The sequence below is a fragment of the Paenibacillus sp. sg306046 genome (genome assembly GCF_059821225.1).
This window is the reverse complement of sequence record NZ_JCAMRT010000005.1, coordinates 164,561-190,000: the sequence shown is the minus strand read 5'-3', so window position 1 is coordinate 190,000 and position 25,440 is coordinate 164,561. Positions and strand designations below refer to the sequence as shown.

Sequence of the window (25,440 nt, the reverse complement as noted above, 5' to 3'; positions counted from 1 at the left end):
GCTATGTCCCAATTCGAACAAGTAACGGTTTTGACCAAAGCCAACATTTACTTTGAAGGCAAAGTAACGAGCCGTACGGTGTTATTCGCTGACGGCACGAAAAAGACACTTGGCGTTATGCTGCCGGGCGAATATGAATTCGGCACCGACGTGAAGGAAATTATGGAAATTCAGGCGGGCGAGCTGAAGGTGCTGCTGCCCGGCGCAAGCGAGTGGCTGGAAATCAACGGAAGCGGAGAATTTACGGTGCCGAAGGGCGAGAAATTCAAGCTTGACGTGCGCACAGCTACCGATTACATCTGCTCGTACATTCACGAATAAGCTGCTCGCTCTCCTTGGAGCAGCTTGAAAAACCCCGGCTGCTTCCCCATCGTCTGCGATGGTGGATGCGGTCGGGGTTTGTACGTTCAACAACAGGCACGAATGCATGAGCAAGCAGCCGCTTGCGATTACTCGGTTCGTGATTAGTCGACTTGCGACTACTCGGATTGGATGCGGATGTATTCCTCAATCTTCAGGCGCACATGCGGCGGCAGGCCGGACAGCATGCAGCCGTAGCGGAATTGCCCTTCATCCGGGTCGATCCGGATAATCCGTGCGGTGACAGGCGGCAGCTCCGCTTCCTGCGGAAAGTGAATCACGATAAACATATCCTTCGCCAGCGGGAAGCTGCTCAAGATCCGTATGCCGCTTTCCGACAGGTCAATCAGCGTGCCTTCGATCAGTTGGCCGGAGAACGAGCCTTCCTGCTCCCACTGGTAGACGGACAGATGCAGCTTGATGTTCATCTCCAGCCTGGCGTTGCGGCGGCGCTCGGCGGCCCGTGCTTGCTCGGCGCGCTGCGGCGTCGAGGCTTCGCCGATCTGCAGATGCATCCAGTCCTCATAGCATTGAATGACGGCGCTGAGGTCCTGCTCACCAAGCCCGCGTGTTTGTGCCATCTGGAAAATTTCAGTCGCGCTGTGCAGCATCGGAGCGGGCATCTGAAATTGCTCGACCGCTTCGCTGGCCAGCAGCAAATCCTTCAGCATCCACTGGACGGAAAACTGGTTGCTGAAATCGCGATTCAAAATCTTCGGCCCTTTCAGCTCGGCCTGCTTGCTGTAAGCGGAACCGGCTTGGACCACTTCAAGAAACTGCTCCGCGGACAGTCCGGCTTTGGCGGCGATAGACAGCCCTTCCATCAGCGCCAGCGCGTTGATGCCGACCATCGTATTATGAGCCAGCTTCGTGTAGGAGCCTGCGCCGGACGGTCCCATATAAACCAGCTTGTTGCCCATGGCCTGGAACACATCGCGCTGCGCATCCAGCACTTCCTCCTGGCCGCCGATCATGAAAACAAGCGTCCCGCCTTCCGCTGCCGGTTTGCTGCCGGTGACCGGGGCGTCGAGGAAATCAACCAGACGCGTAGCCAGCTCGTCGTACAGCTTGCGGCTTGTCTCGGGAGACACGGTGCTGCAGTCAATGACGGTTTGTCCGGGGCGCAGGCTGTGAACGATGCCCTGGTCGCCGAGTACGGCGTCCAGCACGACTTCATCCTTGCTGAGCATCGTAATGATGACATCGGCCGGCTGCGCGGCTTCTGCCGGGGTTGCGGCGGCTGTTGCGCCGAGCTGGATCAATTCGTCGGCTTTGCCTGCGGTGCGATTATAGACAATAACTTGGAAGCCTTGTTTGAGCAGGTTCGCGGCCATGGGCTTGCCCATCGTGCCGAGACCGATAAATCCGATCGTTTTCATGGCGATCCCTCCTGGGTATTATTCTAGCATTTTGATGGAAACCTGTGAATGTTCTCTTGCGTTTGAGAAGCAATATCAAGTATGCTAAGCATATAGCTTTACAAAGGATTTACTTACATAGAGAACCTAAGGTTCGGATCGGAGGAATGAAGACGCATGGCATCCAAGCTTCAGTTCGATTACAGCAAAGCGCTTGATTTTGTAGGTAAACACGAGGTTGATTATTTGTCCGCCGCGGTAGCGGCCGCGCATGAGCAGCTTCATAACGGCACTGGCGCAGGAAATGATTACTTGGGGTGGATTGATCTCCCTGTCAATTACGATAAAGAGGAATTTGCCCGCATTCAGGAGGCGGCAGCGCGTATTCAAGCGAATTCGGACGCGTTGATCGTTGTCGGAATCGGCGGCTCCTACCTGGGCGCGCGCGCGGCGCTGGAGATGCTGTCCCACAGCTTCTACAATCTGCTGCCGAAGGACAAGCGCAAGACGCCTGAAATTTATTTTGTCGGGCAAAATATCAGCTCCACCTACGTTACCCATCTGCTGCAGCTGCTTGAGGGCAAGGACATCTCCGTCAACGTCATTTCGAAGTCGGGGACGACCACGGAGCCGGCGGTTGCATTCCGGATTTTCCGCGAGCTGCTGGAGAACAAATATGGCAAGGAAGAGGCGCGCAAGCGGATCTACGCTACGACGGACAAAGCCAGAGGCGCGCTGAAGAAGCTGTCGGACGAGGAAGGCTATGAAACGTTTGTCATTCCGGACGATGTAGGCGGACGCTACTCGGTTCTGACGGCTGTCGGCTTGCTGCCGATTGCAGCCGCAGGCATTGATATCGAAGCGATGATGAGCGGCGCTGCCGATGCTCGTCAAGCGTATGCGAGCCCGAATTTGGCTGAGAATGAAGCTTACCAATACGCAGCAGTGCGCAATGCGCTTTACCGCAAGGGGAAAACGACGGAAATTCTCGTTAACTACGAGCCGTCGCTGCATTTTGTGTCCGAGTGGTGGAAGCAGCTGTTCGGCGAAAGCGAAGGCAAGGACAGCAAGGGCATTTTCCCGGCGGCCGTTGACTTCTCGACCGATCTGCACTCCATGGGGCAGTTTATCCAGGAGGGCAACCGCAACCTGTTCGAAACGGTCATTCAGGTTAGCGAGGTGTCCGAGCATATTTCCATCGGTCATGACGCTCAGGATCTGGACGGGCTGAACTTCCTGACCGGGAAAACGATGGATTTCGTCAACAAAAAAGCGTTCGAAGGAACGATGCTGGCCCATACGGACGGCGGCGTGCCGAACCTGATCGTGACGTTGCCGGATATGAGCCCGTACACGTTTGGCTACATGGTGTATTTCTTTGAAAAGGCATGCGGACTTAGCGGCTACTTGTCTGGCGTTAATCCGTTTGACCAGCCTGGCGTGGAGGCTTACAAGAAAAATATGTTTGCTCTGCTTGGCAAGCCTGGCTATGAGCAAGAGAAGGCTGAGCTGGAAGCGAGACTCGGCAAGTAACGCAGGCGCTGGCGCTGCGTGGTGAAGAAGCGGTTCATCCTTCGGGATGATCGCTTTTTTTGCAAAGATATAATGACATGTACGTATAAGCTAACCAGAGCGTTCATGTTCGGGAAAGGAGGGTGGCGGTTGCAATGCTGCCGCATTATCGGACGGTCAAGCAATTCGGCTCTGCGGAGCTTGTGATCAAAAAATCCCGGTTCATCGGCTTTGCCAAGCCGGTGGCCGATGAAGAAGCCGCAATTGCGTTTATCCAGAGCATCAAGAAGGAGCACGGGCTGGCCACCCACAACTGCTCGGCTTACATGATCGGGGAGCGCGATGAAATTCAGAAGGCTTCGGATGATGGAGAGCCGAGCGGCACAGCCGGCAAGCCGATTTTGGAAGTCATCAAAAACCAGGGGCTGAAAAATGTCGTCGTCGTCGTAACCAGGTACTTCGGAGGCATCATGCTCGGGGCCGGAGGGTTAATCCGGGCGTATACGGACGGCGCGGTGGCCGGGCTAGCCGCCGCTGAGCAGGTAGTTAAGGTGCTGCACCGGGAGGTCAGGGTCGGCATTGATTATACGTGGCTTGGCAAGGTGGAAAATGAGCTGCGTAACCGCAGCACCCGGATGGGCGAAACGGAATTTACCGACAAGGTGACCTTGGTCTGTTGGCCGGTTGAGGCGGAAGCCGAGGCGTTTATCGCCTGGATGACGGATTTGACCCAGGGCCAAGGCGTGATCGACAAAGGAAACAGCTGTTATATAGAGCATACGGAGCTTCCCGTATAGGGAGGTTCCGAGTACTTTACACAGAGAGGGGTTGAACAGGGTTGGCCAGAAAAGCAGTCGAGCAGGAGCTGAGCCGCAACCGTATTTTAGGCGAAGCGCGCCAACTGTTCATCGAGCACGGCTATCATGCTTTAACGATGCGAAGCATTGCGAAGGCAATGGGTTACAGTCATGGAGCCTTATATTATCATTTCAGCGAGAAGGCGGAGCTGTTTTACGCACTGGTGACGGAGGATTTCCGGGACCTGCTGAACAAGCAGCGGGAAATGCTGCGGCGTACCCGGCTCGGCGATATGGCGCAGCTGGAGAAGCTGATGCTTGAATTTATCAAGTTTGGCTTGGAAAATCCGAATCATTACGAGATTATGTTTATGATCAAGGACCCGGAGCTGCAGCGCTACTCCCGTACCGAACAAGCGCAATGTCTGGACTTGTTCGCGACCGTCGTCCGGTCGGTTGTCGCAAAGCAGGAAAACAACGAAAGCAAGATGTACAACCTGCCCTGGAGCTTGTTTATGTCGATGCACGGCTTTATTTCCTATAATATTCACTATAGCCAAAGCTTCAAGGATGTGAAGAAGCTAGCTGAACAACATGTCAAATATTTGTGCGAGGGGCTGCAGGGATCATGAATCCGAACTTACCGCAGCTGAGACTTCTTTGCAGCCCCTTGCTTCATCCTATTAAAGCTTAAACGCTGACACGCTTGCATGCTTTTGTGCTTATCCGCGTATAAACTTTACCAGACAAGTGCGTTCACGCGGCCCATCGAACTCACATAAATAAATACCTTGCCAGCGCCCGAGTACCAAACGGGAGCCTGCGACCAGCACGGTCTGGGAGGAGCCGACTGTCATCGTTTTGAGATGAGAAGCGGTGTTGCCTTCCGCATGGCGGTAAGCGGGATGGCTCCAGGGAAACACCTCGTCCAGCCGCAGCAGCACATCATGCTTCACATCGGGGTCTGCATTTTCCTGAATGGTGATGCCGGCCGTCGTATGTGGAGAGTAAATCACGGCAATGCCCTCCTCCAGCTGCTCAGCCTTCAAGCTGTCATGCACAAGGCGGGTAATGTCGATCATCTCGCTGCGGTGATGGGTTTGCACGTGCAGGTTGTGAATCATGGTCGTCAAATCCTTTCAGTCATGGAGTTTGTTCTCCTGTATGTTACCAGAATGGGTAACCGCTTGCACCCGCATGGTCGCATTACTGTATCAAGAAAGCTGCTGCCGGAACACGAAGGCATGTTCATTAAAGGTGATTCGATCAGAAGCTTTTCTTCTTACATAGAACACAGAGCGCGGCCGGACCAAACATGGTACAATAGGAGGCAAGCATTCGAAGCCTGGGAGGTTCACGTATGGATTTGACGAAAAACACATTGGAAAACACCGATTATATGATTGAGGAAATTAAAAAAAAGCTGCGGATGGCATCTGGCGCCGCACTGAAGGCAACCTCGCTGAACGACACGCAATATGAAGACCTGCACGATATTTACAGCATGGTTGCGAGCAAAAATCAATTCAGCATCAGCGAAATTGAGGCGATTACGTCCGAGCTGGGGCGGCTCCGTCGCCCGTAACCGTTTGGTCGTGCTGGCGTATGGCAGTTGGAGCAAAGAGAAGCAGCGGAAGGGTCTGCGTTTGAGCGCGTGGCCCTTTTTGGCGTGGGCATAAATAAGCAGGGCTGCGGGCAAGCGCGGGGACAACCGCACAAGTTGTGCGCCTGGGGGACGACTGTACAGGCGTGGCCTCCTGGCATTCCGTACAATATAGCGTTAACGCCGGGTTTGCCTGAGGCGGCAGGCCCGGCCTGACGATTCTATTCGGAGGTGGATGTGAATGCGCAAGGCAGTCCGCAAGCAAGAGGTCGCCAAACTGGTCGGCAAAACGATCTACGCGGTTAAGCAGGACGGCTCCGTCGTTCAAGGGAAGCTGGTCAAGGTCAGCGGCGGCAAGCTGTTTGTATCGGCGAGCAGCAAAGGAAAATCGGTTCGGACGTCCGCGATCATTCCGCTTGTATTGTTTGACCTGTTGGCCATCGGGACGGCGCCGTATGCCGGCTACGGATTTGGCGGTTATCCGGGATATGGCTATGGAGGAGGCTACGGGGGCTTCTGGTAAACAGAAGTCCGCTACGGTTGCGGAGCTGAAGCTCGCGTAGCGAGCAGCAGGTGTCATCCTTAAGCACGCTTCGACCTAAGCCAGCCATACAGCAATACGCCTTCCTCTTGGCGTTGGGTCCAAGGGAAGGCGTATTTTGCTGTAGTCGCAGTGCGAAGCGCGAGCAGTCAGCCGCTGTTTAGCGCTTAATCAAACCAGGCTGCATACCGCCCGTAACCGGCCTGCTCCAGCTCTTCCTTGGGGATAAACCGGAGCGCAGCCGAGTTAATGCAATAACGGAGGCCGCCCAGCTCGCGTGGCCCGTCAGGGAACACGTGGCCGAGATGGGCGTCGGCCTTGCGGCTGCGTACTTCGGTGCGGAGCATGAAGTGGCTGTAATCCTGCTTCTCCTCGATCAAGCCTTGGGACAAAGGCTTGGTGAAGCTCGGCCAGCCGCAGCCGGAATCAAATTTGTCTTTGGAGCTGAATAATGGCTCGCCGGAGACGATGTCGACGTACAAGCCTTCCTGGTGATTATCCCAGTATTCGTTATGGAACGCGGGCTCGGTGCCGTTTTCTTGCGTGACCTTCCATTGCATCGGCGTAAGCCGGTCCTTCAGGGCGTCCTGGTCCTGCTGGGTGTTCCAGTGCAGCTTCAGGTAGTCGTCACGGCCTGAGCCGCGGCGGTACATCTTATAGCGCAGCGGATTTTTCTTATGATAATCCTGGTGGTACTCCTCCGCCGGATAGAACGTATCGGCAGGCAAAATTGGCGTCACAATCGGCCGGTCGAACCTTCCGCTATGCTCCAGCTGCTGCTTGGACGCTTCTGCAAGCTGTCGCTGCTCCTCGGAATGGTAGAAAATGGCCGAGCGGTAGGACGAGCCGCGATCGCAGAACTGGCCGCCTGCGTCGGTCGGATCAATTTGCCGCCAGAACAGCTCTACCAGCTCTGCATAGGGGAATACCTCCGGGTCAAATGTAATTTGTACCGCTTCCGTATGGCCGGTCGTATCCGAGCAAACCTCCTGGTAGGTCGGGTTTTCGGTGTGGCCTCCCGTATAGCCGGACACGATGCTGACGATGCCGGGCATTTCCTCGAACGGAGTAACCATACACCAGAAGCAGCCTCCGGCAAACGTGGCGAGTTCATGTTGAGTCGGGGACATACAGGTTTCACCTCTCTGGCATGGATTAGGTATTGCTTTCCTTAGTATACCCGATTTGGGAACGGGTTGTCTTTCGGCCGCTTAAGCGAAATGCTTGCCGCCTGCATAATAGCCGGACGGTTCAAATACGGAGAAAGCAACCTCCGATTCGGCAATGCCGGCTGCCCGAAGATGACGGTCGATCGCTGCGGCGAACCGGTCGCGAATGTCCTGACCCCGCTCGAACCACCAGACGTGGACGAACGGAAAGGACGGCACAAGCTCGCCGGTGAAAACACCCGTTGTCGCCAAACATTCTACCGTAAAGTTATCGGTACCGCATGCACAGATATCAGCCAGCTCGTCAAGCAACGAGCCGCTGAGCTGCCGGACCGTTTCGACGGGCACACCGCGTATAAGCAATTGGGGCATGAGAGGCACCTCCTGAGCGCAAAAGCGCGAATTCTAAAAATTTCATTAGATTTCCAGTATAACAGATTCCCTGCATTGCTTCTTCTCTGAAACCCTACTATGATAAATGCATCGTGTTGCGAGAATCATAGAGCAGCTTAGCTCATAGGGGGAACATCATGCAGGCGGGACGTTCGTGGACATCAAGGTTATGGAAATCAATGCTTACAAGTATATTGGTCATCGGCTGGAGCTTGCCGTCCGCCGCTTCTGCGGCGCAGGCGGCTGAGCTGACTGGCGGACAACCCGCAGTGGACGGGCGTCCGGTTGCAGACGAGGCGGCTGTCATTCCCGGCAAAGTGCTGGTGAAATACAGGGCGGCTCCGCGAAGCAGCGGCGAGGGCTACAGGCTGCAAGCGGTCACGCCGCGGATCGCAGAGCTGACTTTTCCTGCGACGACTCCCGTCGGGGACAAGCTGAAGGAGCTGCTGCTGGACCCGGAGGTCGAGTACGCCGAACCGGTGTATGAGGTGCGGATGGCGGAATTTGCGCGCAGCGGCCGGGAAACGGTAGCCCAGGCGGTGTACCAGTCGCCCGACGTCAGTTATATGCGAAATTGGGGCAAGACGGTTACAGGGATTACCTATCTGGCGAATAAAACGACCCTAGAGCAGCGTGCGGCTGTGACGGTCGCGGTGCTGGACTCCGGGATTGATACCGGGCATCCGGCGCTGCAAGCGGCCCTTGTCGCGGGTAAAGGCCGGAATTTTATTACACCGTCCGCCGGGGTGCAGGATGACCACGGTCACGGCACACATGTCGCCGGTATTATTGCGGCCAGCGCGCGAGACGGCTTCGCCGGGGCGGCCGAGGGCGTACGTATTTTGCCGGTGAAGGTGCTGAATGCACAGGGGCAAGGCGATACGGCGGCGCTGCTGCAAGGGATTGAATACGCGATTTCGGAAAACGTGGATATCATCAACGCCAGCCTAGGCTCGTCCTCGGGCAGCAAGCTGGTGCATGAAGCGATTCAGAAGGCGGCGCAGAGAGGGATCCTGATCTTTGCGGCGGCAGGCAATGAAAGCAATCACTGGATCGGCACGGAAGCAGGGCAGCTGGATACCGATACCCGGAAGGATACGGTGCGGTATGCCGCCAGTGCCGATTATCCGGCCGCTTACGACGAGGTCGTCAGCGTTGGCGCGGTAGGGCAATTGTCCGACGGCAAGCTGACGCTGGCCGACTTCTCCAATATCGGCAAAGTCGATCTGGCCGCGCCGGGGGTGAACATCTACAGCACGCTGCCCTACACGATGCAGCCGTCTGCAGGCGATGCCCAGGGCTATGGCACCCGCTCCGGCACTTCGCAGGCTACGCCGCTGGCAGCCGCGGCAGCCGCGCTGTTGAAGGCTTACAACTACCAGCTGACGGCGGACGACATTCGCACGATTCTGAGAAATTCCGGACAAGGCTTCGCCCCTGCTCCAGCGCCGACGACAGGCTACTCCAATGTGCTGGACAACACCATCAACGCTGAAATTTCGTATGGAGCAGGGATGCTGAACGCCAAGCAGGCGGTCGAGCTGCCCCGGCTGGAGCTGACCAAGCAAGGCGAGATCAATTGGGGCGCATCACGCACGGCTGCCTTCGACCTTTCCTTGCGTGATCTGAACAATCAGGTCGTCGCTTCCAGCGAAGAGGTGCGGCTGACCATTCGCCGCTGGCAGGAAAATCAGGTCAAGCGCAGCCTTGATCCCGAGCCGGCCGAGATGCGGGGACTGTTGGAAAACGGTCGGGCCTCGCTTGCGGTAACGCTGCCTGCGGGACAGCCGATTGACGTGTACCGGTATTATTTCTCGGCGCAGCGGCTGACCGGGGGGCAGTGGCAGGAAAGCTCCAACCGGCTGGAGCTGCTCCGTCGTCCGGCTGTGCCTGCGGCCAGCCTGGGTGCAGGGACGTACGCGGGCAGCAGGCAGGTCACGCTGTCAACATCAGAGCCGAACGGCACGATCTATTACGTGCTGGAAACGGAAAACGGCTCTACAGGGGGCGTTTACTCCAATCAGGCGATCACGGTGTCCGAGTCGTCGATTTTATCGGCGATTGTGCTGAAAAATGGCGTCTACAGCGATGAAGTGAGCTATCGCTACTTGATTGCAGCCGCTGCCCCGGTCACGGTCGGAGGAGGAGGCGGCGGAGGCGGCCCGGCCCCGTCAGCGGAGCCTAAGCAGGTCAAGGATGATGTGGACGGGCGCAAATTGCTGACGGTTAGTCCGAAAAACGATGATCTGCTGAAGGAAATCGTCTCCGCCAACAAGCAGGTGCTGATCGACGCCACGACGACCGAGGGCGCCGTGGACCGGGTACACGTTCAGTTGAGTCAGGAAGCCGTTGCCAAGGCGGAGCAGGCGGGCAAGCCATTTGTCATTCAAACGGCCGGAGTCGATCTGCGGCTGCCTGCCGGATTTGCCGGGACGGTGGAACAAGGACAGACGCTGCTGCTGAAGCTTGATTATAAACCGGCGGAAGGGCTGCCTGCCGGCGCGAATGCTGCGTCCCGCATGGTTGACTTCACGCTGCAAACCAGTAAGTCGAGCATCCGTTCCTTTGCGAAGCCGATTACGGCTGTGTTTCGCTTGGACCTGCACAAGGTCAACCGGCTGCATCAAGTCGGCGTCTACCGCTATGACGAGGTGCAGCAAGCATGGACGTATGCGGGCGGCGAGCTGGGCATCGACAATAAAACGGTGAAGCTGGAGCTGCCGCACTTCTCCCGGTATGCGGTATTGGATTACAACCGCTCCTTCGCTGATCTTCAGGGCCACTGGGCCCAGCAGGACATCGAGCGGATGATTGCCCGCCAGGTCGTGGAGGGCTTGACGGAGGACCGGTTTGTACCGGATGAGCCGGTAACCCGCGCGCAGTTTGTTACGCTGCTGGCCCGTGCGCTCAAGCTGCCTGCCGCGGAGACAGCCGCTGTCTTTACGGATGTGCCGGCCGATGCCTGGTATTATGGCGGCGTGTACGCCGCGTATCAGGCACAGCTGATCAGCGGGATGAGTGAAACGCGGTTTGCGCCTGGAGCTAACCTGTCACGCGAGCAGATGGCGGTTATTCTTGTGAATGCGTATTTGCGGACGAAGGGGCAGAAGCTGTCGGAGCTGACCTTCACCCAGGAGGTCAAATTCGGAGATGAAGGGACAGTTAGCGCGTGGGCAAGGCCCTATGTGCGCGCCGCCGCTGCGCTGGGTCTGATGAACGCGGCCGAGGGCAGCAGCTTCAAGCCGCAGGATCAGGCGTCCCGCGCCCAGGCGGCGGTCGTCATCGCCCGGCTGTTTCAACAGTAAGCAAGCTGCGCTGCGGCAAGCGCCGGGCGAAAGACTCACCTGTCATTACACAATGCAATAGCAAGCTGTAAATGAAAACCGGTTCCCTGTGCGGGGGCCGGTTTGTTCATGTTGATGTCCGGAGCGTCAGCGGTTGCGCATCCTTTGCCCGGTGTGAGTACGAGTGCGAGTGCTTCACGGAATAGGGATTGAGCAGCCGCGGAAAAGCGGGTATACTTAAATGATAATTATTCTCATTTGTAGGGGCGAATAAGAAGCGGCAAGCGGTGATTAAAGAGCAAAGGGTATAGAGAAAAGAACTAGAGCAAAGAACAAAGAGTCAAAGAACAAAGCGCGGGTTCCATCCAGATCAGGGGGGACGCAAAGGAGAGCAGGCGTATGGGCGAACAGAAGGAAGCGAGCCAATTCAGCAGGGACGCGGACAGCGGGGCAACAATGTTCGCCTTGCGTTTCATTCGTTACATGTCGAAGCTGGACCGGACGATGCAGCAGTTGAGCACGCATCAGCTGCTGCTGGTAACCGGCGGCCATGGCCAAATGTATGTTGACGGCAAGCCGTTTCGATTGGGCGGAGAGAAGACGAAGGGCTGGCTGTTGAAGCCGGGGATGACGATTGATATCGGCAGTGATTATGGCTGCCCGCTGCACGGTTATGTGCTTGGCTTTGACGGCTTCCGCCTGGCGGGCGCAGCCGGGGAGGCGGAGAACGGGGACTGCTGCGGGTACCGGCAGGCGGAATTGCCATTTGCCGGGGAGCTGGAGCTGCACGATGCTGCGGAAATTGTCGCGTTGGCCGATAATCTGGCGGCGCTGGATGCGCGGGCGGCGGAACGTGCCGGGCTTCAGCGTCAGCGGCTGTTTCTCGCGCTGCTTGACCGGGTGTGGGCTTCTCTTGAGCGGGAAAGGCGCATGGAGGGCAGACGGGCGATTGAGGAGGTGCTCGCTTATATGGAAAGCAGCTACGGCGAGGAGCTGACGCGTGATCGGCTGGCCGAGCGGGCGGGAATGAGCCCGGGGTATTTTTCATCCTGGTTCCGCAAGGAAACCGGCCGGAGTCCGATGGAGGCGCTGACTGAAATTCGCGTCAGCCGGGCCAAGGACAAGCTGCTGAGCTCCGATGCCAAGCTCAAGGAAATTGCGCGAAGCGTGGGCTTCGGCAATGAGTTTTATTTCAGCAGCAGGTTCAAGCAAGTAACCGGGCTGTCGCCATCCTCCTATGTGAAGCGCAGCCACGCCCGGCAGCTGCTCAGCTCGCAGGCGTATACGGAGCATCTCCACGCCGCCGACAGCCGGAGGGCAAACGAGACGGGCGGGCGCAAGCTGCGCATTATCGGACTATTTATGGAAGACGATCTTACGGCCCTTGGGGTGAAGCCGATTGTTCAATATGCGAACAACCGCTACTATCAGCAATATCTCCAGACGTATCTCGGCGATGTGGAGAAGCTGGACGTTGCGAGCCTGGACTGGGCGACGATTCGCCAAGCCAGACCGGACCTGATTTTGCTGGGATTCCCGAATTTTGCCGAAGCCGGCCGCTACGAGCAGTTTGCCAGTTTGGCGCCCACGTATGTATTTTGCGAAGCGGTACAGGATTGGAGACGGACGCTGCGTACGGTCGCTGAGCTGGTTGGCCGATCAGAGGCGGCGGACGAGGCGCTGCGACGTTATGAAGCGAAGTCGGCAGCGGCCCGCAGCCTGCTGCGAACCAGCATCGGAACGGAGACGGTGGCGCTGGTGCGACTGCATGCGAAGCACGGACTTTGCGTGTATGCGGGCGACAGCGGGTATGCTTGCCCTGTGCTGTACGATGATCTTGGCTTGCAGAAGCCCAGGCTGCTCAGGGAGTGGAATGATTCGGATGTCGGAGGCCGGCCGGTGATGCCGGAGGCGCTGCAGGAGCTGGACGCGGACCATCTGTTTTTGCTCATTGATGAAGAGAGAGCGGAGGAAGCCCGGCTGCTGAGGCGAAGCCCGGCCTGGACGGGTCTGCGTGCCGTCTGCCGAGGAAATGTGTATGAGGTGCGGCCGGATATATGGCTGACCTTCGGCATTATGGCGCATGAGCGCAAAATCGACGATGTGCTGGGCGCTTTGACAGCCGCGAGGCATCTGACAAATCTATAAGGAAATTCGCACATCTCTGTATGGAATGCCCGGCATGGAGATGATAAAATTTGTTGGTACTGAGAACGGTTATCACTTCATAGGCAAAGGGGACTATACAATGAGGATGGGAACATGGAAGGCAGCGCTTGGCGCCGGCGTGCTGGCGCTTGCTTTGCTTACAGGATGCGCCGCTCAGCCGCAAGGCAGCAGCCAGCAAGGGCAGGCAGCGGAACAAGCATCGAAACAGGCGGAGGGGAGCACGCCAGCGGCGTTCGGCACACAGGCTGCGCCAGCCGCTCCGAAAACCTTCAAGCATGCGATGGGCGAAATTCAAGTGCCGGCTGCGCCGAAGCGGTTGATCGGCTTATATATGGAAGATTATTTGGTTGCGCTTGGCCTCAAGCCGGTTGCACAGACGGTGATTGGCAGCTTCAGCCTGAAGTATTTACAGCAGGAGATCGGCAGCCTGCCTAAAATCGACACCAGCGCCGTCAATTTCGAAGCTGCGCTGCAGACGCAGCCGGACCTGATCATGCTTGCTTTCCCTAGCTATGGCAGCGAGGGCAAATATGACAAATACGCGAAAATTGCGCCGACCTACGTGTTCGGAGACGGCGAGTTTGATGACTGGCGGAAAACGCTGCGCAAGGTCGGCGAATTGACCGGGAAGTCAAGTGAAGCGGAAGCCGTCATCCAGCGCTATGACAGCAAGGCGGCCGAAGGCAAAGCCAAGCTGCAAAAAGCGCTGGGCGATCAAACGGTTGCGCTGGTCCGTATCCGCAGCAATAAGGAAATTCGGCTGTATGGAGGTCCGACCGGTTACGTCGGCAACGTGATGTACACCGATCTCGGGTTAGAGCCGCCTGCCATTGTCAGCAAGCTTGCCTGGGGCGAAAAAGCCGGACAAGCGGTCATTTCCCAAGAGGTGCTGCCGCAGCTTGACGCGGACCACTTGTTCTTCACTTATGATGCGGGAGGCAAGGAGCTGGCTGCGGAAGTGATGAGCAGTCCGATCTGGAAGTCGCTCCCTGCGGTTCAGAAGGGCCATGTTCATGAGGTCAGTGTCGACCATTGGATGACGTCAGGACCGCTTGCGTATGAGAAGAAGCTGGAGGATGTTGTGAAGGCGCTGGCTCCCTAGAGCCGGAAACTGACATCGAAGGCTTGGCCAACCGACAGGCTAATCAGCCTAAATAAATGGAAGAAAGGAAGATGTCTGTCATGAGCACCCCTTATGAAACGATCGCGCGCACCGTTCGCGAACGCCGCACAGTCAACCAATTTACCGAGGAGCCGGTTGCCCAGGAGTTGATTATGGAACTGCTGGACGCCGCTGTGTGGGCGCCGTTCCACTCGCGCCAGGAGCCATGGCGGTTTATCTTGTTTATGGGTGATGGTCGCAAGCAGTTTTCCGACGCGGTGCTGCAGACGTATACGAGCGAGAAGCGGGCCGAATACGGCGAGCGGGTAGCTGACGCGTACTGCCGCCAGGTGCCGGTGCATCTGCTGGTTGTCATCGGCGAGGAGCCGCGTCCGCATCGCTGGGAGGAAGCCTTCTCGGCCGCAAGCGCGCTGATTCAAAATTTGCAGCTGCTCGCCTGGGAGCAAGGGATCGGCGTCGTCTGGAAAACAAACGACTACAACTGGGACCCGGACTTCCGGCAGTCCGTCGGCGTGAAGCCGGGCGAGAAGGTCGTAGGCACGCTGCATATGGGTTATTTCAACGCAGAGAAGGTCCGGAAGGCGCGTCCGCGCACCCCGGCCGCCGAGCTGACGACGGTGATCGACAAGCTGTAGCCTTGCGACTTGTCGACATAGCAAGATGAAGCAAGCCCCGCTGCCAGCTCCGGGGCTTTTTCACGCGCACAGGGCGCTTCTCCGTACTTCATCTGAATAACGAAGATTACTCAAGTAGGAGTATATGCCCATGATGGCGGGCGTGATATGATTGCTTCGGTAAGAACTGACAGGTAACAGGAGAAGGAGCCGGGAAAACGCGTATGGCGAAAATAAGCCGGGATGTGCCGTTTCGTTTGTTGTGGGTCAGCTATTTTTTATCGGTGCTCAGCGCGATGGTCGTTACACCGCTGCTGCCGTTTTATATGGAGAGGCTGGGGGCGGGGGACCAGGCCTCTGTTTTGTTGTGGAGCGGGTTAAGCATGGCCGCCTCGCCGATCTCGGCGGCAATCGCCGCTCCGCTGTGGGGCAGGCTCGGCGACCGCACGAGCCGCAAGTGGATGGTCGTGCGGGCGATGCTGGGCACGGCGCTGGTGCTGGCGGCCATGGGGATGATCCGCACGCCGTTTGAGCTGTTTGTGCTGCGGCTGCTGCAGGGCGCACTGGGCGGGGTTGTGGATGCCGTCGGCGCATTTGCGGCGGCCGGGGCGAAGCCGCAGGAGCAGGGGACCGTGCGGGGGAAGCTGGAGGGAGCGTTGGCGGCGGGGTCGATGCTCGGTCCGCTCGTCGGCGGACTGATGTTTGGCACGATCGGCTTCCGCCCGGTGTTTTTGCTGCTTAGCGCCGTTACGCTCATCTGGACCGTGTGTTGTATGCTGGGGCTAAAGGAAGCGGGGCGCCCCGCTGAGAAAACGCGAAGCCGCGAGCCGCATTTTCTCAGTCAAGGCATGTCGTTAGTGAAGGAACGGCGGGTGGCTGTTTTTATGCTGGCCGGCGTGCTGGCGAACTTCGGCATCTATGGTTTGCTGACCGTGATGCCGGTTTATGTGGCCGCACAGGTTGACGATCCGGCGCACGCAGCGGGCTGGGTCGGACTGCTGCAGGCGGTGAACTGGGCGTCCGTCTGGCTGGCGTCGACCTGGTGGGGCAGACGCAACGATGCCCGGCCTGTCTGGCGCAACTACCGGCTCGCTTCGCTGCTGTGCGGAGGGGCGGTCATGCTGCAGGCGGCGGCCCCGGGCATCGGCTGGTTTATCCCGCTGCGCGTGCTGCAGGGCTTCGCTTCCAGCGCGTTGATTCAATCCGTGTTCGTTACTGTCGCCCGGGCGACAGAAGCCGGGCAGCTCGGCGTCCGGATGGGCTTCGCCAGAAGCATCCTGTTTTCCGGGCAAATTGCCGGTCCGCTGGCGCTCGGCGCTTTAGCCAAGTGGCTGGACCTCAAGCTGCTGTTTGCGCTGAACGGGCTGGCTGTGGTCGCAGGCGGCCTGCTTATTTGGCTGGAGGCGAGCCGGTCAAGCTTTGAAGCAGCTCCCGCGCCACCTGCTGCCGGCCTTGAGGAGTCCAGCTCATAACAAGCCAGTTCGGGACCACATGAGCGCGGGCTTGCATGGCCGCACGGGACGAGGTAAACACGGCAGCCTGTTGCAGCTTCGCAAGCAGCTCTTCCACCTCCCGGTAGCCAGTATGCTTGATCATAAACAAATGATCGGTGTCAAGCGGCGGCAGCTGATCCAGCAGCCATTCCTCGCGCATTTTATTGGAAGGCACGCAGCTGCCCGGCGCGAGACCAAGCTCCCGGTACAGCAGCTCATTCAACGGATGATTGCTCGCGCCCTGGACGCGGATCAGCCGGTGAATCGGCTGCAGCACAGTGACCGTCTGCCGCCCGATTGAAGCCTGGAGCCGCTCGCGTTCACTGGCAACCCATTGATCAAGCTCGGCGATCGACTTGCGGGCTTCCTGCTCCCGGCCTACGAGCTCAGCGATTCGGATATGCATGCTGCGCCAGTTCAGCTCATGCTTGACGATAACAGTCGGCGCAATTTGCTTGAGCGTATCGAGCAGGTACGTATGGGTATAGTCGGCTATAATCAGATCGGGCTTCGCCAGCTTCACCTGCTCCAGTTGGCCGAGCAGGTGCATGCTGAACTGCTGGTCGTCCATATCCGGGTACCGGAACCCGTCGATCGCAGCTACCGCTTCAACGCCGATATCAGCCAGATTATGATGAAAATGCGTGCGGGAGGCGGTCGCGACACGGAGCCGTTCCCGCTTGATATACAAGGTCGGAGACAACCCGACCGTTTCTTTGAAGATACGGCTGAAATAATATTCGCTGCTGTAGCCGACAGCGACTGCAACGTCCTTGACCGACAGCGAAGGAGACAGCGCCCGCTTCGCTTGCTCGATCCGAATCCGATTTAAATAATGGGTGGGCGAATAGCCCGTCCGCCGTTTGAAGCCGCGACAGAACGCATTGGGGGTCAGCCCCGCAATGTCGGCTAACTGGTCGCGGCTTATTTTGTCTGGATAATGCTGCTTCATAAACAGGATGCACGCTCCGATCCCGTCGGCGGCGGCAGGCTCTGCGACGGCAGGCGCGTCTGCCGCCGTCTCTCGCACAATCAGGTCTAGCAGCGTTTGCAGCTGGACGTCTGCCTGCTCAGCGTGACCTGCTTGCCGCTGTCCGGCTGCAGCGAGGAGCGCTTGCGCCTGCAGAGCCGCGAGCTGCGGGTCCCGCAAGGGCAAGCGGCCTTCGGGTAACCCGGGCAGCGGCCGCTGTTCCGCGTCCAGCCTCCAGCTTCCCCGGCGCTTGCGGACGGACACCTGCTCCACCATGAGCACATAGGCGCGCAGCGGCCGGGAGGAGACGCTGACCTCCAGCGCCGAGCCGGGATAGATCGAATAAACATGCATCGGTTCGATCGCGTAAGGGATTCCGTTCACGCGCACAGTCCCTGCTCCGTCGATCACCAGGCAGAGCAGGTGGGCAGGCAGGCTGCGCAGACGGCGAGACCAGATCGCGCTGCGCTCCAGCTTGCGGATGGAGGACAATAGTTGAAGGCGGCGAGGGACTGAGCCGGATATTCGCACAGACATACAATCCGATCCTTTCTTGGATAAATAAGTACGGATAGTTTCGTTTAACAAAATGGATACTTCCGTACATGGACGGGTCCAAAGGTCTACCTTATACTAATCAGTGATAACAATTCTCATTATCATGAGACAAGGGAGAGAGATAGACAGATGGGTATTTCGATTCGCAAATTACCGGGCATGGGGCTGCTCCTTTCGCTGGTGCTCGCCATTTCGGCATGCGCAGGGGGCGGCGCATCCGCACCAAACAATTCCACAAGCAACGGCAGCGCGCCAGCTGCTGCGCCGGCCAAGCCGGAGGCGGTCAGCGGACCTTATACGGTTAAGCATGCGATGGGTGAAACGACGATCAAGGAAACTCCCAAGCGCGTGGTCGTATTGGTAAATGACGCGGTTGAAGCGGCATTGTCGCTGGGCATCAAGCCGGTCGGCATGGTCAAGGCCTGGGGCGTTGAGCCGATGTATGAGCATCTGAAGGGCCAACTGGACGGCGTGCAAATCGTCGGAGACGAAAATCAGCCGAACCTGGAAGCGATCGCTGCGCTGAAGCCTGATCTCATTATCGGCAACAAGCTGCGTCAGGAAAAGGTGTATGACCAGCTTTCCAGCATCGCGCCGACGGTGTTTTCCACACGGACGAATGCCGACGTTCTTATTAATTATAAAGTATATGCCGACGCTTTGAACAAAAAAGAAGAGGGCGACAAAAAATTGGCCGATTTCGATCAGCGGATCAAAACGTTCCGTGAGAAAATGGGCGATAAAATGAATACGAAAGTATCGCTTGTCCGCTTCTATCTCGGCGATAAAGTCAGAATTCATTACGCGGATTCCTTCGGCGGCGGCTTGCTCAAAATGATCGGTCTGCAGCGTCCGGCCGTACAGGATAAAACCACCTTCGCCGATATTATCGGCAAAGAGCGTATTCCGGATCTGGAGGCAGACGTTATGTTTTATTTCACGCTGCTCGATGACAAGGGCGCCACTACCCAGACGGAGGAGCAGTGGCTGAATGACCCGCTGTGGAAAAACCTCGAAGTCGTCAAAAAGGGCAAAGCCTATAAAGTAAATGACGGCATCTGGAATTCGTCAGGCGGGCTGATTGCGGCGAATCTGATGCTGGACGACCTGGAAAAATATTTATTGAAATAAAAAGCATGTGCTGAACAAAGAAGCGATTGACGCTTGCGGCTTGTCCGCTTCGATCCCGCAGCCGGACATCCGTATGTCCGGTTGCGGTTTTTATGCAGAGGGGAAGGATTAGGTGAAATGCTGCTTCAATCAACTTGGGCGAAACTAATGGGCGTGGCCGGCTGCCTGGGGCTGCTGATCCTCTTGTTTCTGGCGAGCAATGTATACGGCTATGCGGAGACCACCTGGGGAATGGCTTGGGAAGCCTATACGCATTTTAACGGCTCCAATGAGCATATCATTATCCGCAGCGTCCGGCTGCCCCGAGCGGTGACGGCACTGCTGGTTGGCGCAGCGCTGGCGATGGCCGGAGCGCTGATGCAAGGACTGACCCGTAATCCGATGGCTTCGCCCGGTATTATCGGGATCAATGCGGGCGCTTCGTTTTTTATCGTGGTCGGCGTGACGCTGCTGCCCGCGCTAGCGGGAGCGCAGTTCGTCTGGCTGGCGCTCGCCGGCGCCTGTACAGCAGCGATAGCCGTTTATCTGGTCAGCTCGGTCGGTCGGGAGGGCATGACCCCGCTCAAGCTGACGCTGGCCGGGGCGACGCTCACGGCGCTGTTTTCTTCGTTCTCCACGGCGCTGCTTATTGCCAGTGAGCGGACGCTGGATATGGTGTTTTTGTGGCTGGCCGGCTCGGTCGAAGGGCGGGAGCTGGACGATCTGCTGCCCGTGCTGCCGTTTCTGGCGATCGGCTACGTGCTGGCGCTGCTGCTCGGGCGGGCGATGAATGTGATGTCAGTCGGCGAAGACGTTGCCAAGGGACTGGGGCAAAATACGCTTCGGGTCAAGGTGGTAGCGCTTGTGGCGGTGGTGCTGTTGGCTGGAGGCTCGGTCGGAGTAGCCGGACCGATCGGCTTTATCGGGCTGGTCGTCCCTCATCTGGTGCGGGGACTGGTCGGCATCGACTATCGGTGGGTGCTGCCTTACTGCATGCTGGTTGGCGCGCTGCTGCTGCTGTCCGCTGACATTGCCGCCAGATTTATCGCCTTTCCGAAAGAGGTGCCCGTTGGTGTGATGACGGCGCTCCTCGGCGCTCCGTTCTTTATTTTTTTGGCGAGAAAGGAGCTGTCCAAAGGATGAACCGTTACACCGTGATCCGCTGGTCCCGCCTGAGGCTGTCGTTTATGCTGGATAAGCGCGCAGCGCGCATGATTGTGCTGCTGGCCGCTATACTGCTGGCGCTGTCACTGATCAGCCTGGGCGTCGGAACGCTGAATATTGCTCCGCTGCGCACGCTGCAGCTGCTGCTCGCCGGTCCGGGGAGCGAGTGGATGGAAGCCAATGTCATCTGGAATTTCCGGATGCCGAGACTGCTGCTGGCCGGACTTGCCGGAATGGCCCTTGCTTTGTCAGGGACGATTTTGCAAGGCGTCGTGCGTAATCCCCTCGCTTCGCCGGACATTATCGGCATTACGAGCGGTGCAGCGATGATGGCGGTGCTGTATTTGGCGATTTTTAATGTCAAGACAAGTATCGTCTGGATGCCGTTGTTTGCATTTGCCGGCGCTGCTGGCGTTGCGTTTTTTATTTATGCGCTTGCCTGGAAAAAAGGCATTTCCCCGATGCGGATGATTTTGGTCGGCCTCGGCGTGACGGCGCTGCTGGAGGCGGGCAAAACGTTATTTCTTGTGTTCAGCCCGCTGTTCGTTACAAGCATGGCCAAGGTATGGATTACCGGGACCGTGTACGGGGCGACCTGGCCGATGGTCGGTTACTTTACGCCGTGGCTGGCGGCCGGGCTAGTGCTGCTGCTGCCGCTCGTCAGACGGCTGAATGTGCAGGTGCTGGGCGATGATTTGCCCGTGCTGCTCGGCGGACGTCTGCAGCTGCAGCGGCTTGCGCTGGTGCTTTGTGCGGCGGCGCTGTCGGGAGCGGCTGTCGCCTTCGTCGGCGGGGTCGGGTTCGTCGGCTTGATGGCGCCGCATTTGTCGCGCCGGCTCGTGGGCGGGTCGCACGGCCCGCTGCTGATTTGCTCCGCGCTGGTCGGCGCTATTTTGCTGATCGCTGCCGATCTTGTTGGCCGTACCCTGTTTGCTCCCCGGGATGTGCCGGCGGGTGTATTTACGGCTGTGCTGGGCGCGCCGTTTTTCCTGTACATGATGATCAAGGTCAAGAAACAGCAAGGATAATGGCAGATTGGAGAGGTGAATCTGATATGGATAGCTTGGCAGCCCGTCAGCTTACGCTCGGTTATGGAAATTCGTTGATTATACAAGAACTGAATCTGCATATTCCCAAGGGAGAAGTTACGATTTTGATCGGCAGCAACGGCTGCGGCAAATCGACGCTGCTCCGTTCCTTTGCCCGTCTGCTCAAGCCGATGTCGGGAGCCGTTGTGCTGAACGGCCATGATATTTCCCGGCTGGCGGCCAAGGAGGCAGCCAAGCATATGGCGGTGCTGCCCCAAGGGCCGGTTCTCCCGGAGGGGCTGACCGTGCTGCAGCTCGTCCGTCTCGGGCGGTATCCGCATCAAAGGTGGCTGGAGCAATGGTCGAAGGAGGATGAGCGGCAGGTCGACCGGGCGCTGGAGGTGACCGGCTTGACGGGCCTGCAGGAGCGGGCTGTCGATTCGTTGTCCGGAGGCCAGCGCCAGCGGGCCTGGATTGCGATGACGCTGGCCCAGGACACCGAGCTGCTGCTGCTTGATGAGCCGACGACCTATCTCGATCTGGCGCATCAGGTGGATATTCTCGACCTGCTGTTTGAGCTGAACCGGACAGAGGGCCGGACAATCGTAATGGTGCTGCATGATCTGAACCTGGCCTGCCGGTATGCAGGGCATATGGTGGCCGTACACGGGGGAGGCGTCTATGCGCAGGGCAAGCCGGAGGACATTGTGACCAAAAAGCTGATTCGCGACGTCTTTGGCCTGGAATGTGAAATCGGCACGGACCCGTTGTTCGGCACGCCGGTTTGTATTCCACATGGGCTGGGCCGTATAATCAGCCTCCGAAAGGAGGGAAAAGGCGCTTAAATAAAACTAAATATTTCAAATATAGACAAAAACTGATTAAATTTGGTATAGTGAAAATGATAATCATTATCACTATACCAATTTGTTTACTTTTATAGCATCAGAATTTACAAGTTTTGAGCGAAGCTCATGTATGCTGATACTTCGAGTGAACGGACTGTGATAGAGGTTTTCTTGATCACACATTGGGAAGGTTGGGATTTGAGATGAAAAAGCACATGCACCTGAACTTGTTTGTCCTGAATACCGGTCATCATGAAGCGTCCTGGAGGCATCCCGATACGACGCCGGAGAGGCTGACGGACATTCACTACTACATCGAGCTTGCCCGGATGGCCGAAAAAGCCAAGATGGACTCGCTATTCATCGCTGACGCGCTGGTGTTGACGCCTGCGGTCAAGTATAAAATATTGGGCACGCCCGAGCCGTTGACCATGCTGTCGGCGCTGGCCGTAGCAACGGAGAAGATCGGGCTGATCGGCACCGTGTCGACGACTTACAGCGAGCCGTTTAATATCGCCCGCATGTTTGCCTCGCTGGACCATATCAGCCGGGGACGGGCTGGCTGGAACAGCGTGACGTCCGTTGGAGACGGGACTGCCGCCAATTTCGGTCTGGAGGCTCATCCTGATCACGGAGACCGGTACGGACGGGCGCGCGAATACTTGGAGGTGCTGAAGGGCTTGTGGGATTGCTGGGAGGACGATGCCATTGTAGCGGACAAATCATCCGGCTTGTATACGGACTACGACCATAAAATCCGCCCGCTCGGGCATAAGGGTACTCACTTCTCGGTACAAGGCCCGTTAAATATTGGCCGCAGCCCGCAAGGCTACCCGGTGCTTGTGCAAGCAGGCTCCTCGGAAGCGGGCATGGAACTGGCCGCCGAGACGGCTGAGGTGGTGTTTACGGCCCAGAACGATTTGCCGCAGGCGGTGAAATTTTATGCCGATCTGAAGCGCCGGCTGAGCAAATACGGACGCCGTCCTGACGATTTGAAGGTGCTGCCCGGCTTCTGCCCGATCATCGGCGCTACCGAAGCGGAAGCGCGCGAGAAGGAAGCGCTGATGAATGAGCTGGTGATGCCGCAATTTGGGGTTATTCGGCTATCGAATACGCTGGAGATCGACCTGTCCGCTTATCCGATTGACGGTCCTGTGCCGCTCGCCGACTTGCCGCCGCTGGAGCAGGTGAAGGGGACGAAGGCCAGGTATCAAATGCTTGTCGACATGGCCCGGTCAGAGCAGCTGACGATCCGGCAGCTCATTATGCGCACGGCAGCCTCGCGCGGCCACTACAGCATCGTCGGTACGGCGGAGCAGGTTGCCGATGAGATGGAGCTGTGGCTGACGGAGCATGGCGCAGACGGCTTTAATGTGATGCCGCCGTATTTCCCGGCCGGGTTTGAGAGCTTTGTGAATGAGGTCATCCCGGAGCTGCAGCGCCGAGGCTTGTTCCGCACCGAGTATACGGGCGCTACCCTGAGAGAGCATTATGGCTTGGCGCGGCCTGCGCATCCGTCGGCAAGGGCGCTGGAAACGCAGGGCGCATCGCAGTAAATGAATAGCTTGGTTTCAAGTACGCGTATTGGGGAAGACACGCTCTTTTTTTTGGCTGCCTATGGAAGAAAAACACATATATGATGAATGTTAGGTGGAGGAGCTGGGGATATGTCTATAACGAAAGTGAAGCTGGTCGTTGATTCCCACAGTCAGCACGAGGTGGACCGGAAGAAGCTCGTTACGCTGCACAGTTTGATCATGAGGGAAGTATCGGCGATGGAGCTCGGCGAATGCGTGAAAATTACATGGGAGTGCAACCAGGAGGCGGACGAGCGGCCTGTTGATTCCCTGCCATTGCTGTCGGCCGGGCAGCAGAGCCACGCCGAGCTGCACAGCGGAGCGCTGGTGAAGCTGAGCGAGCGGCAGCGCCAGATCGCCATCCTGCTCTGCAATCATTATTCGATCAAAAAAATTGCCGGTGCTTTTTATGTGTCTGAAAATACGGTGAAGAAGCACGTCCAAAATATCAAGAAAGCGCTGGAGATCGACTGCTCGGGAGCCGACTTTATTTTTACGCTCAAGCAGATGATCGCTCCGCACCGGATGGATGAATTTGTCGTACATTGATGCTCTAATTCAATCATGAACATTATCCGATTAGAGAATTTACGCTGACTTTGCGCATATGCTACGATTTTTATAACAGAGAATGATTCTCATAATCTGTCATAAGCGCAGGGAGGAATGTTCATGTTTAACACGCTGCAAGCTGCTCCTCGACTGGAGGATGTGAAGCAGTCGGTTGCCGATTGCGTCGGACACACACCGCTCGTTCATCTGAGCAGGCTGTTTCCGCACCCGTCTGTGCAAGTCATCGCCAAGCTGGAGTATATGAATCCGGGGGGCAGCATGAAGGATCGCCCTGCACGTTTTATTATCGAGCAAGGGCTGCGCAGCGGAGCGATTGATTCGCGTACGCATATTATCGAAAGCACATCCGGCAACCTCGGGGTGGCGCTGGCGATGATGGCCCGCATCTACGGGCTGAAGGTCACCTGCGTCGTCGATCCGAAAATTGCCCCGACCAATCTGAACATTCTCCGGCAAATGGGAGCCACGATCGAGATGGTCGAGCAGCGCGATGAGCAGGGCGGCTTTCTGATGACCCGAATCAAACGGGTTCAGGAGCTGCTGCAGCAAAATCCGCATGGCTTCTGGATTAATCAATATGCGAATGAAAATAACTGGAAGGCCCATTATGCGGGCACCGGCACGGAAATCGCCGAAGCGCTCGATTACGCGGATATTTTGATCGCTGGAGTCAGCACATCGGGCAGCATCATGGGGACAAGCCGCCGGATGCGAGAGAAGTTTCCGGAGCTGAAGGTCGTTGCGGTGGACGCGGTTGGCTCGATTTTGTTCGGCGGAGTGCCGGGCAAGCGCGAGCTGCCGGGGATTGGCGCAAGCCGGGTGCCGGAGCTGCTGAACCGCGCGGAGATTGACCAGGTCATTCATATTAACGACCGCGACTCTGCGACGGGCTGCCGGGATTTGCTGCTGGCCGAGGGGATTTTTGCCGGGGGCTCCTCCGGAACGATCGTCGCCGCCATCCGCAGGCTGCTGCCGACGCTGTCGCCGAAGCCGGACCGTCCGCTGCGCATAGTCACCTTGCTGCCGGACCGGGGAGACCGTTATCTGGATCTGGTTTATGATGACCAGTGGGTTGCTGGATTGAGCTGACGGATGCGTAAAGCCGATTTGGAGGCTTGGAGCTGTACGAAGCAGGACAATTCATTGAGCCAAATGAAATTGAAACCGATAAAATATAGTTCGATCGAATAGGATGT

At 57.6% G+C, this 25,440-nt stretch carries 23 protein-coding genes; 18 read left to right on the top strand and 5 right to left on the bottom strand.

Annotated elements, in window-relative coordinates:
- The first annotated feature begins 3 nt into the window (after positions 1-3).
- Positions 4-321: a pyrimidine/purine nucleoside phosphorylase gene (gene ppnP / locus AC6ROY_RS07230; protein WP_500099507.1), complete on the top strand. Its 318-nt coding sequence runs from the start codon at positions 4-6 to the stop codon at positions 319-321.
- A 158-nt stretch (positions 322-479) separates the two neighbouring features.
- Here the strand turns inward: ppnP and AC6ROY_RS07225 are convergent, their stop codons facing one another.
- On the bottom strand, positions 480-1,739 hold the full coding sequence (locus AC6ROY_RS07225) for an NAD(P)-binding domain-containing protein (RefSeq protein WP_500099505.1): 1,260 nt from the start codon (positions 1,737-1,739) through the stop codon (positions 480-482).
- Between the two features lie 156 nt (positions 1,740-1,895).
- On the opposite strand from AC6ROY_RS07225, the gene AC6ROY_RS07220 reads away from it, so the two are divergent.
- From AC6ROY_RS07220 to AC6ROY_RS07210, 3 genes are all read left to right on the top strand, one after another.
- Positions 1,896-3,251: a glucose-6-phosphate isomerase gene (locus AC6ROY_RS07220; RefSeq protein ID WP_500099503.1), complete on the top strand. Its 1,356-nt coding sequence runs from the start codon at positions 1,896-1,898 to the stop codon at positions 3,249-3,251.
- 134 nt (positions 3,252-3,385) lie between these two features.
- Positions 3,386-4,027 carry a YigZ family protein gene (locus tag AC6ROY_RS07215; RefSeq protein ID WP_500099502.1) on the top strand — a complete coding sequence of 214 codons (642 nt, stop codon included), beginning with the start codon at positions 3,386-3,388 and terminating at the stop codon, positions 4,025-4,027.
- A gap of 41 nt (positions 4,028-4,068) precedes the next feature.
- Entirely contained in the window at positions 4,069-4,659 is a 591-nt protein-coding gene (locus tag AC6ROY_RS07210) for a TetR/AcrR family transcriptional regulator (RefSeq protein ID WP_500099501.1), read from the top strand.
- Between the two features lie 90 nt (positions 4,660-4,749).
- Here the strand turns inward: AC6ROY_RS07210 and AC6ROY_RS07205 are convergent, their stop codons facing one another.
- Entirely contained in the window at positions 4,750-5,151 is a 402-nt protein-coding gene (locus AC6ROY_RS07205; RefSeq protein WP_500099499.1) for a secondary thiamine-phosphate synthase enzyme YjbQ, read from the bottom strand.
- Positions 5,152-5,387: 236 nt separating this feature from the next.
- On the opposite strand from AC6ROY_RS07205, the gene AC6ROY_RS07200 reads away from it, so the two are divergent.
- The gene (locus tag AC6ROY_RS07200; protein ID WP_500099497.1) at positions 5,388-5,612 is read left to right on the top strand and encodes a DUF1128 domain-containing protein; all 225 of its coding nucleotides are present in this window, start codon (positions 5,388-5,390) and stop codon (positions 5,610-5,612) included.
- 259 nt (positions 5,613-5,871) lie between these two features.
- Entirely contained in the window at positions 5,872-6,153 is a 282-nt protein-coding gene (locus tag AC6ROY_RS07195) for a hypothetical protein (RefSeq protein WP_500099495.1), read from the top strand.
- A gap of 185 nt (positions 6,154-6,338) precedes the next feature.
- On the opposite strand, the gene msrA is transcribed toward AC6ROY_RS07195, so the two are convergent.
- Both msrA and AC6ROY_RS07185 read right to left on the bottom strand, forming a co-directional pair.
- Positions 6,339-7,301, bottom strand: a complete 963-nt coding sequence (gene msrA / locus AC6ROY_RS07190; RefSeq protein ID WP_500099493.1) for a peptide-methionine (S)-S-oxide reductase MsrA — start codon at positions 7,299-7,301, stop codon at positions 6,339-6,341.
- An 81-nt stretch (positions 7,302-7,382) separates the two neighbouring features.
- Positions 7,383-7,712 carry a DUF1904 family protein gene (locus AC6ROY_RS07185; protein WP_500099491.1) on the bottom strand — a complete coding sequence of 110 codons (330 nt, stop codon included), beginning with the start codon at positions 7,710-7,712 and terminating at the stop codon, positions 7,383-7,385.
- A 158-nt stretch (positions 7,713-7,870) separates the two neighbouring features.
- Here AC6ROY_RS07185 and AC6ROY_RS07180 point away from each other — a divergent pair, with 158 nt between their 5' ends.
- The 5 genes from AC6ROY_RS07180 to AC6ROY_RS07160 all read left to right on the top strand — a co-directional run bounded on the left by AC6ROY_RS07180 (position 7,871) and on the right by AC6ROY_RS07160 (position 16,395).
- On the top strand, positions 7,871-11,038 hold the full coding sequence (locus tag AC6ROY_RS07180; protein ID WP_500099489.1) for a S8 family serine peptidase: 3,168 nt from the start codon (positions 7,871-7,873) through the stop codon (positions 11,036-11,038).
- 378 nt (positions 11,039-11,416) lie between these two features.
- Positions 11,417-13,165, top strand: coding sequence for a helix-turn-helix domain-containing protein (locus AC6ROY_RS07175; RefSeq protein WP_500099487.1), 1,749 nt, complete (start codon positions 11,417-11,419; stop codon positions 13,163-13,165).
- Between the two features lie 106 nt (positions 13,166-13,271).
- The gene (locus AC6ROY_RS07170) at positions 13,272-14,288 is read left to right on the top strand and encodes an ABC transporter substrate-binding protein (RefSeq protein WP_500099485.1); all 1,017 of its coding nucleotides are present in this window, start codon (positions 13,272-13,274) and stop codon (positions 14,286-14,288) included.
- Between the two features lie 80 nt (positions 14,289-14,368).
- On the top strand, positions 14,369-14,944 hold the full coding sequence (locus AC6ROY_RS07165; RefSeq protein WP_500099484.1) for a nitroreductase family protein: 576 nt from the start codon (positions 14,369-14,371) through the stop codon (positions 14,942-14,944).
- Between the two features lie 203 nt (positions 14,945-15,147).
- Positions 15,148-16,395, top strand: coding sequence for an MFS transporter (locus AC6ROY_RS07160; RefSeq protein WP_500099482.1), 1,248 nt, complete (start codon positions 15,148-15,150; stop codon positions 16,393-16,395).
- Here the strand turns inward: AC6ROY_RS07160 and AC6ROY_RS07155 are convergent.
- The gene (locus AC6ROY_RS07155) at positions 16,313-17,923 is read right to left on the bottom strand and encodes a helix-turn-helix domain-containing protein (RefSeq protein ID WP_500099480.1); all 1,611 of its coding nucleotides are present in this window, start codon (positions 17,921-17,923) and stop codon (positions 16,313-16,315) included. The genes AC6ROY_RS07160 and AC6ROY_RS07155 overlap by 83 nt on opposite strands.
- A 150-nt stretch (positions 17,924-18,073) precedes the next feature.
- On the opposite strand from AC6ROY_RS07155, the gene AC6ROY_RS07150 reads away from it, so the two are divergent.
- The 7 genes from AC6ROY_RS07150 (at position 18,074) to sbnA (ending at position 25,333) form a co-directional block, all read left to right on the top strand.
- A complete protein-coding gene (locus AC6ROY_RS07150; RefSeq protein ID WP_500099478.1) occupies positions 18,074-19,075 on the top strand; it encodes an ABC transporter substrate-binding protein in 1,002 nt (333 codons plus the stop codon).
- Positions 19,076-19,192: 117 nt separating this feature from the next.
- Positions 19,193-20,197, top strand: a complete 1,005-nt coding sequence (locus tag AC6ROY_RS07145; RefSeq protein WP_500099477.1) for a FecCD family ABC transporter permease — start codon at positions 19,193-19,195, stop codon at positions 20,195-20,197.
- A complete protein-coding gene (locus AC6ROY_RS07140; protein WP_500099476.1) occupies positions 20,194-21,246 on the top strand; it encodes a FecCD family ABC transporter permease in 1,053 nt (350 codons plus the stop codon). Before AC6ROY_RS07145 ends, AC6ROY_RS07140 begins: the two co-directional genes overlap by 4 nt.
- A 26-nt stretch (positions 21,247-21,272) precedes the next feature.
- Positions 21,273-22,091 (top strand): ABC transporter ATP-binding protein, encoded by an 819-nt coding sequence (locus AC6ROY_RS07135; protein ID WP_500099474.1) that lies wholly within the window; start codon positions 21,273-21,275, stop codon positions 22,089-22,091.
- Positions 22,092-22,297: 206 nt separating this feature from the next.
- A complete protein-coding gene (locus tag AC6ROY_RS07130) occupies positions 22,298-23,650 on the top strand; it encodes an LLM class flavin-dependent oxidoreductase (RefSeq protein ID WP_500099472.1) in 1,353 nt (450 codons plus the stop codon).
- Between the two features lie 111 nt (positions 23,651-23,761).
- On the top strand, positions 23,762-24,220 hold the full coding sequence (locus AC6ROY_RS07125; protein ID WP_500099471.1) for a response regulator transcription factor: 459 nt from the start codon (positions 23,762-23,764) through the stop codon (positions 24,218-24,220).
- Between the two features lie 123 nt (positions 24,221-24,343).
- Complete coding sequence (sbnA, locus tag AC6ROY_RS07120) at positions 24,344-25,333, top strand: 2,3-diaminopropionate biosynthesis protein SbnA (protein ID WP_500099470.1); 990 nt, start codon at positions 24,344-24,346, stop codon at positions 25,331-25,333.
- Positions 25,334-25,440: the final 107 nt, after the last annotated feature.

Excerpts from the sequence above, each read along its gene's own strand:
- AC6ROY_RS07155 (WP_500099480.1), bottom strand. The coding sequence starts at position 17,923 with ATGTCTGTGCGAATATCCGGCTCAGTCCCTCGCCGCCTTCAACTATTG.
- AC6ROY_RS07130 (WP_500099472.1), top strand. The coding sequence starts at position 22,298 with ATGAAAAAGCACATGCACCTGAACTTGTTTGTCCTGAATACCGGTCAT.
- AC6ROY_RS07220 (WP_500099503.1), top strand. The coding sequence starts at position 1,896 with ATGGCATCCAAGCTTCAGTTCGATTACAGCAAAGCGCTTGATTTTGTA.
- AC6ROY_RS07145 (WP_500099477.1), top strand. The coding sequence starts at position 19,193 with ATGCTGCTTCAATCAACTTGGGCGAAACTAATGGGCGTGGCCGGCTGC.
- AC6ROY_RS07175 (WP_500099487.1), top strand. The coding sequence starts at position 11,417 with ATGGGCGAACAGAAGGAAGCGAGCCAATTCAGCAGGGACGCGGACAGC.
- AC6ROY_RS07135 (WP_500099474.1), top strand. The coding sequence starts at position 21,273 with ATGGATAGCTTGGCAGCCCGTCAGCTTACGCTCGGTTATGGAAATTCG.
- AC6ROY_RS07125 (WP_500099471.1), top strand. The coding sequence starts at position 23,762 with ATGTCTATAACGAAAGTGAAGCTGGTCGTTGATTCCCACAGTCAGCAC.
- AC6ROY_RS07165 (WP_500099484.1), top strand. The coding sequence starts at position 14,369 with ATGAGCACCCCTTATGAAACGATCGCGCGCACCGTTCGCGAACGCCGC.
- AC6ROY_RS07180 (WP_500099489.1), top strand. The coding sequence starts at position 7,871 with ATGCAGGCGGGACGTTCGTGGACATCAAGGTTATGGAAATCAATGCTT.
- AC6ROY_RS07185 (WP_500099491.1), bottom strand. The coding sequence starts at position 7,712 with ATGCCCCAATTGCTTATACGCGGTGTGCCCGTCGAAACGGTCCGGCAG.
- AC6ROY_RS07215 (WP_500099502.1), top strand. The coding sequence starts at position 3,386 with ATGCTGCCGCATTATCGGACGGTCAAGCAATTCGGCTCTGCGGAGCTT.
- AC6ROY_RS07140 (WP_500099476.1), top strand. The coding sequence starts at position 20,194 with ATGAACCGTTACACCGTGATCCGCTGGTCCCGCCTGAGGCTGTCGTTT.
- AC6ROY_RS07170 (WP_500099485.1), top strand. The coding sequence starts at position 13,272 with ATGGGAACATGGAAGGCAGCGCTTGGCGCCGGCGTGCTGGCGCTTGCT.
- AC6ROY_RS07200 (WP_500099497.1), top strand. The coding sequence starts at position 5,388 with ATGGATTTGACGAAAAACACATTGGAAAACACCGATTATATGATTGAG.
- msrA (WP_500099493.1), bottom strand. The coding sequence starts at position 7,301 with ATGTCCCCGACTCAACATGAACTCGCCACGTTTGCCGGAGGCTGCTTC.
- AC6ROY_RS07195 (WP_500099495.1), top strand. The coding sequence starts at position 5,872 with ATGCGCAAGGCAGTCCGCAAGCAAGAGGTCGCCAAACTGGTCGGCAAA.
- AC6ROY_RS07205 (WP_500099499.1), bottom strand. The coding sequence starts at position 5,151 with ATGATTCACAACCTGCACGTGCAAACCCATCACCGCAGCGAGATGATC.
- AC6ROY_RS07150 (WP_500099478.1), top strand. The coding sequence starts at position 18,074 with ATGGGTATTTCGATTCGCAAATTACCGGGCATGGGGCTGCTCCTTTCG.
- ppnP (WP_500099507.1), top strand. The coding sequence starts at position 4 with ATGTCCCAATTCGAACAAGTAACGGTTTTGACCAAAGCCAACATTTAC.
- AC6ROY_RS07160 (WP_500099482.1), top strand. The coding sequence starts at position 15,148 with ATGGCGAAAATAAGCCGGGATGTGCCGTTTCGTTTGTTGTGGGTCAGC.
- sbnA (WP_500099470.1), top strand. The coding sequence starts at position 24,344 with ATGTTTAACACGCTGCAAGCTGCTCCTCGACTGGAGGATGTGAAGCAG.
- AC6ROY_RS07225 (WP_500099505.1), bottom strand. The coding sequence starts at position 1,739 with ATGAAAACGATCGGATTTATCGGTCTCGGCACGATGGGCAAGCCCATG.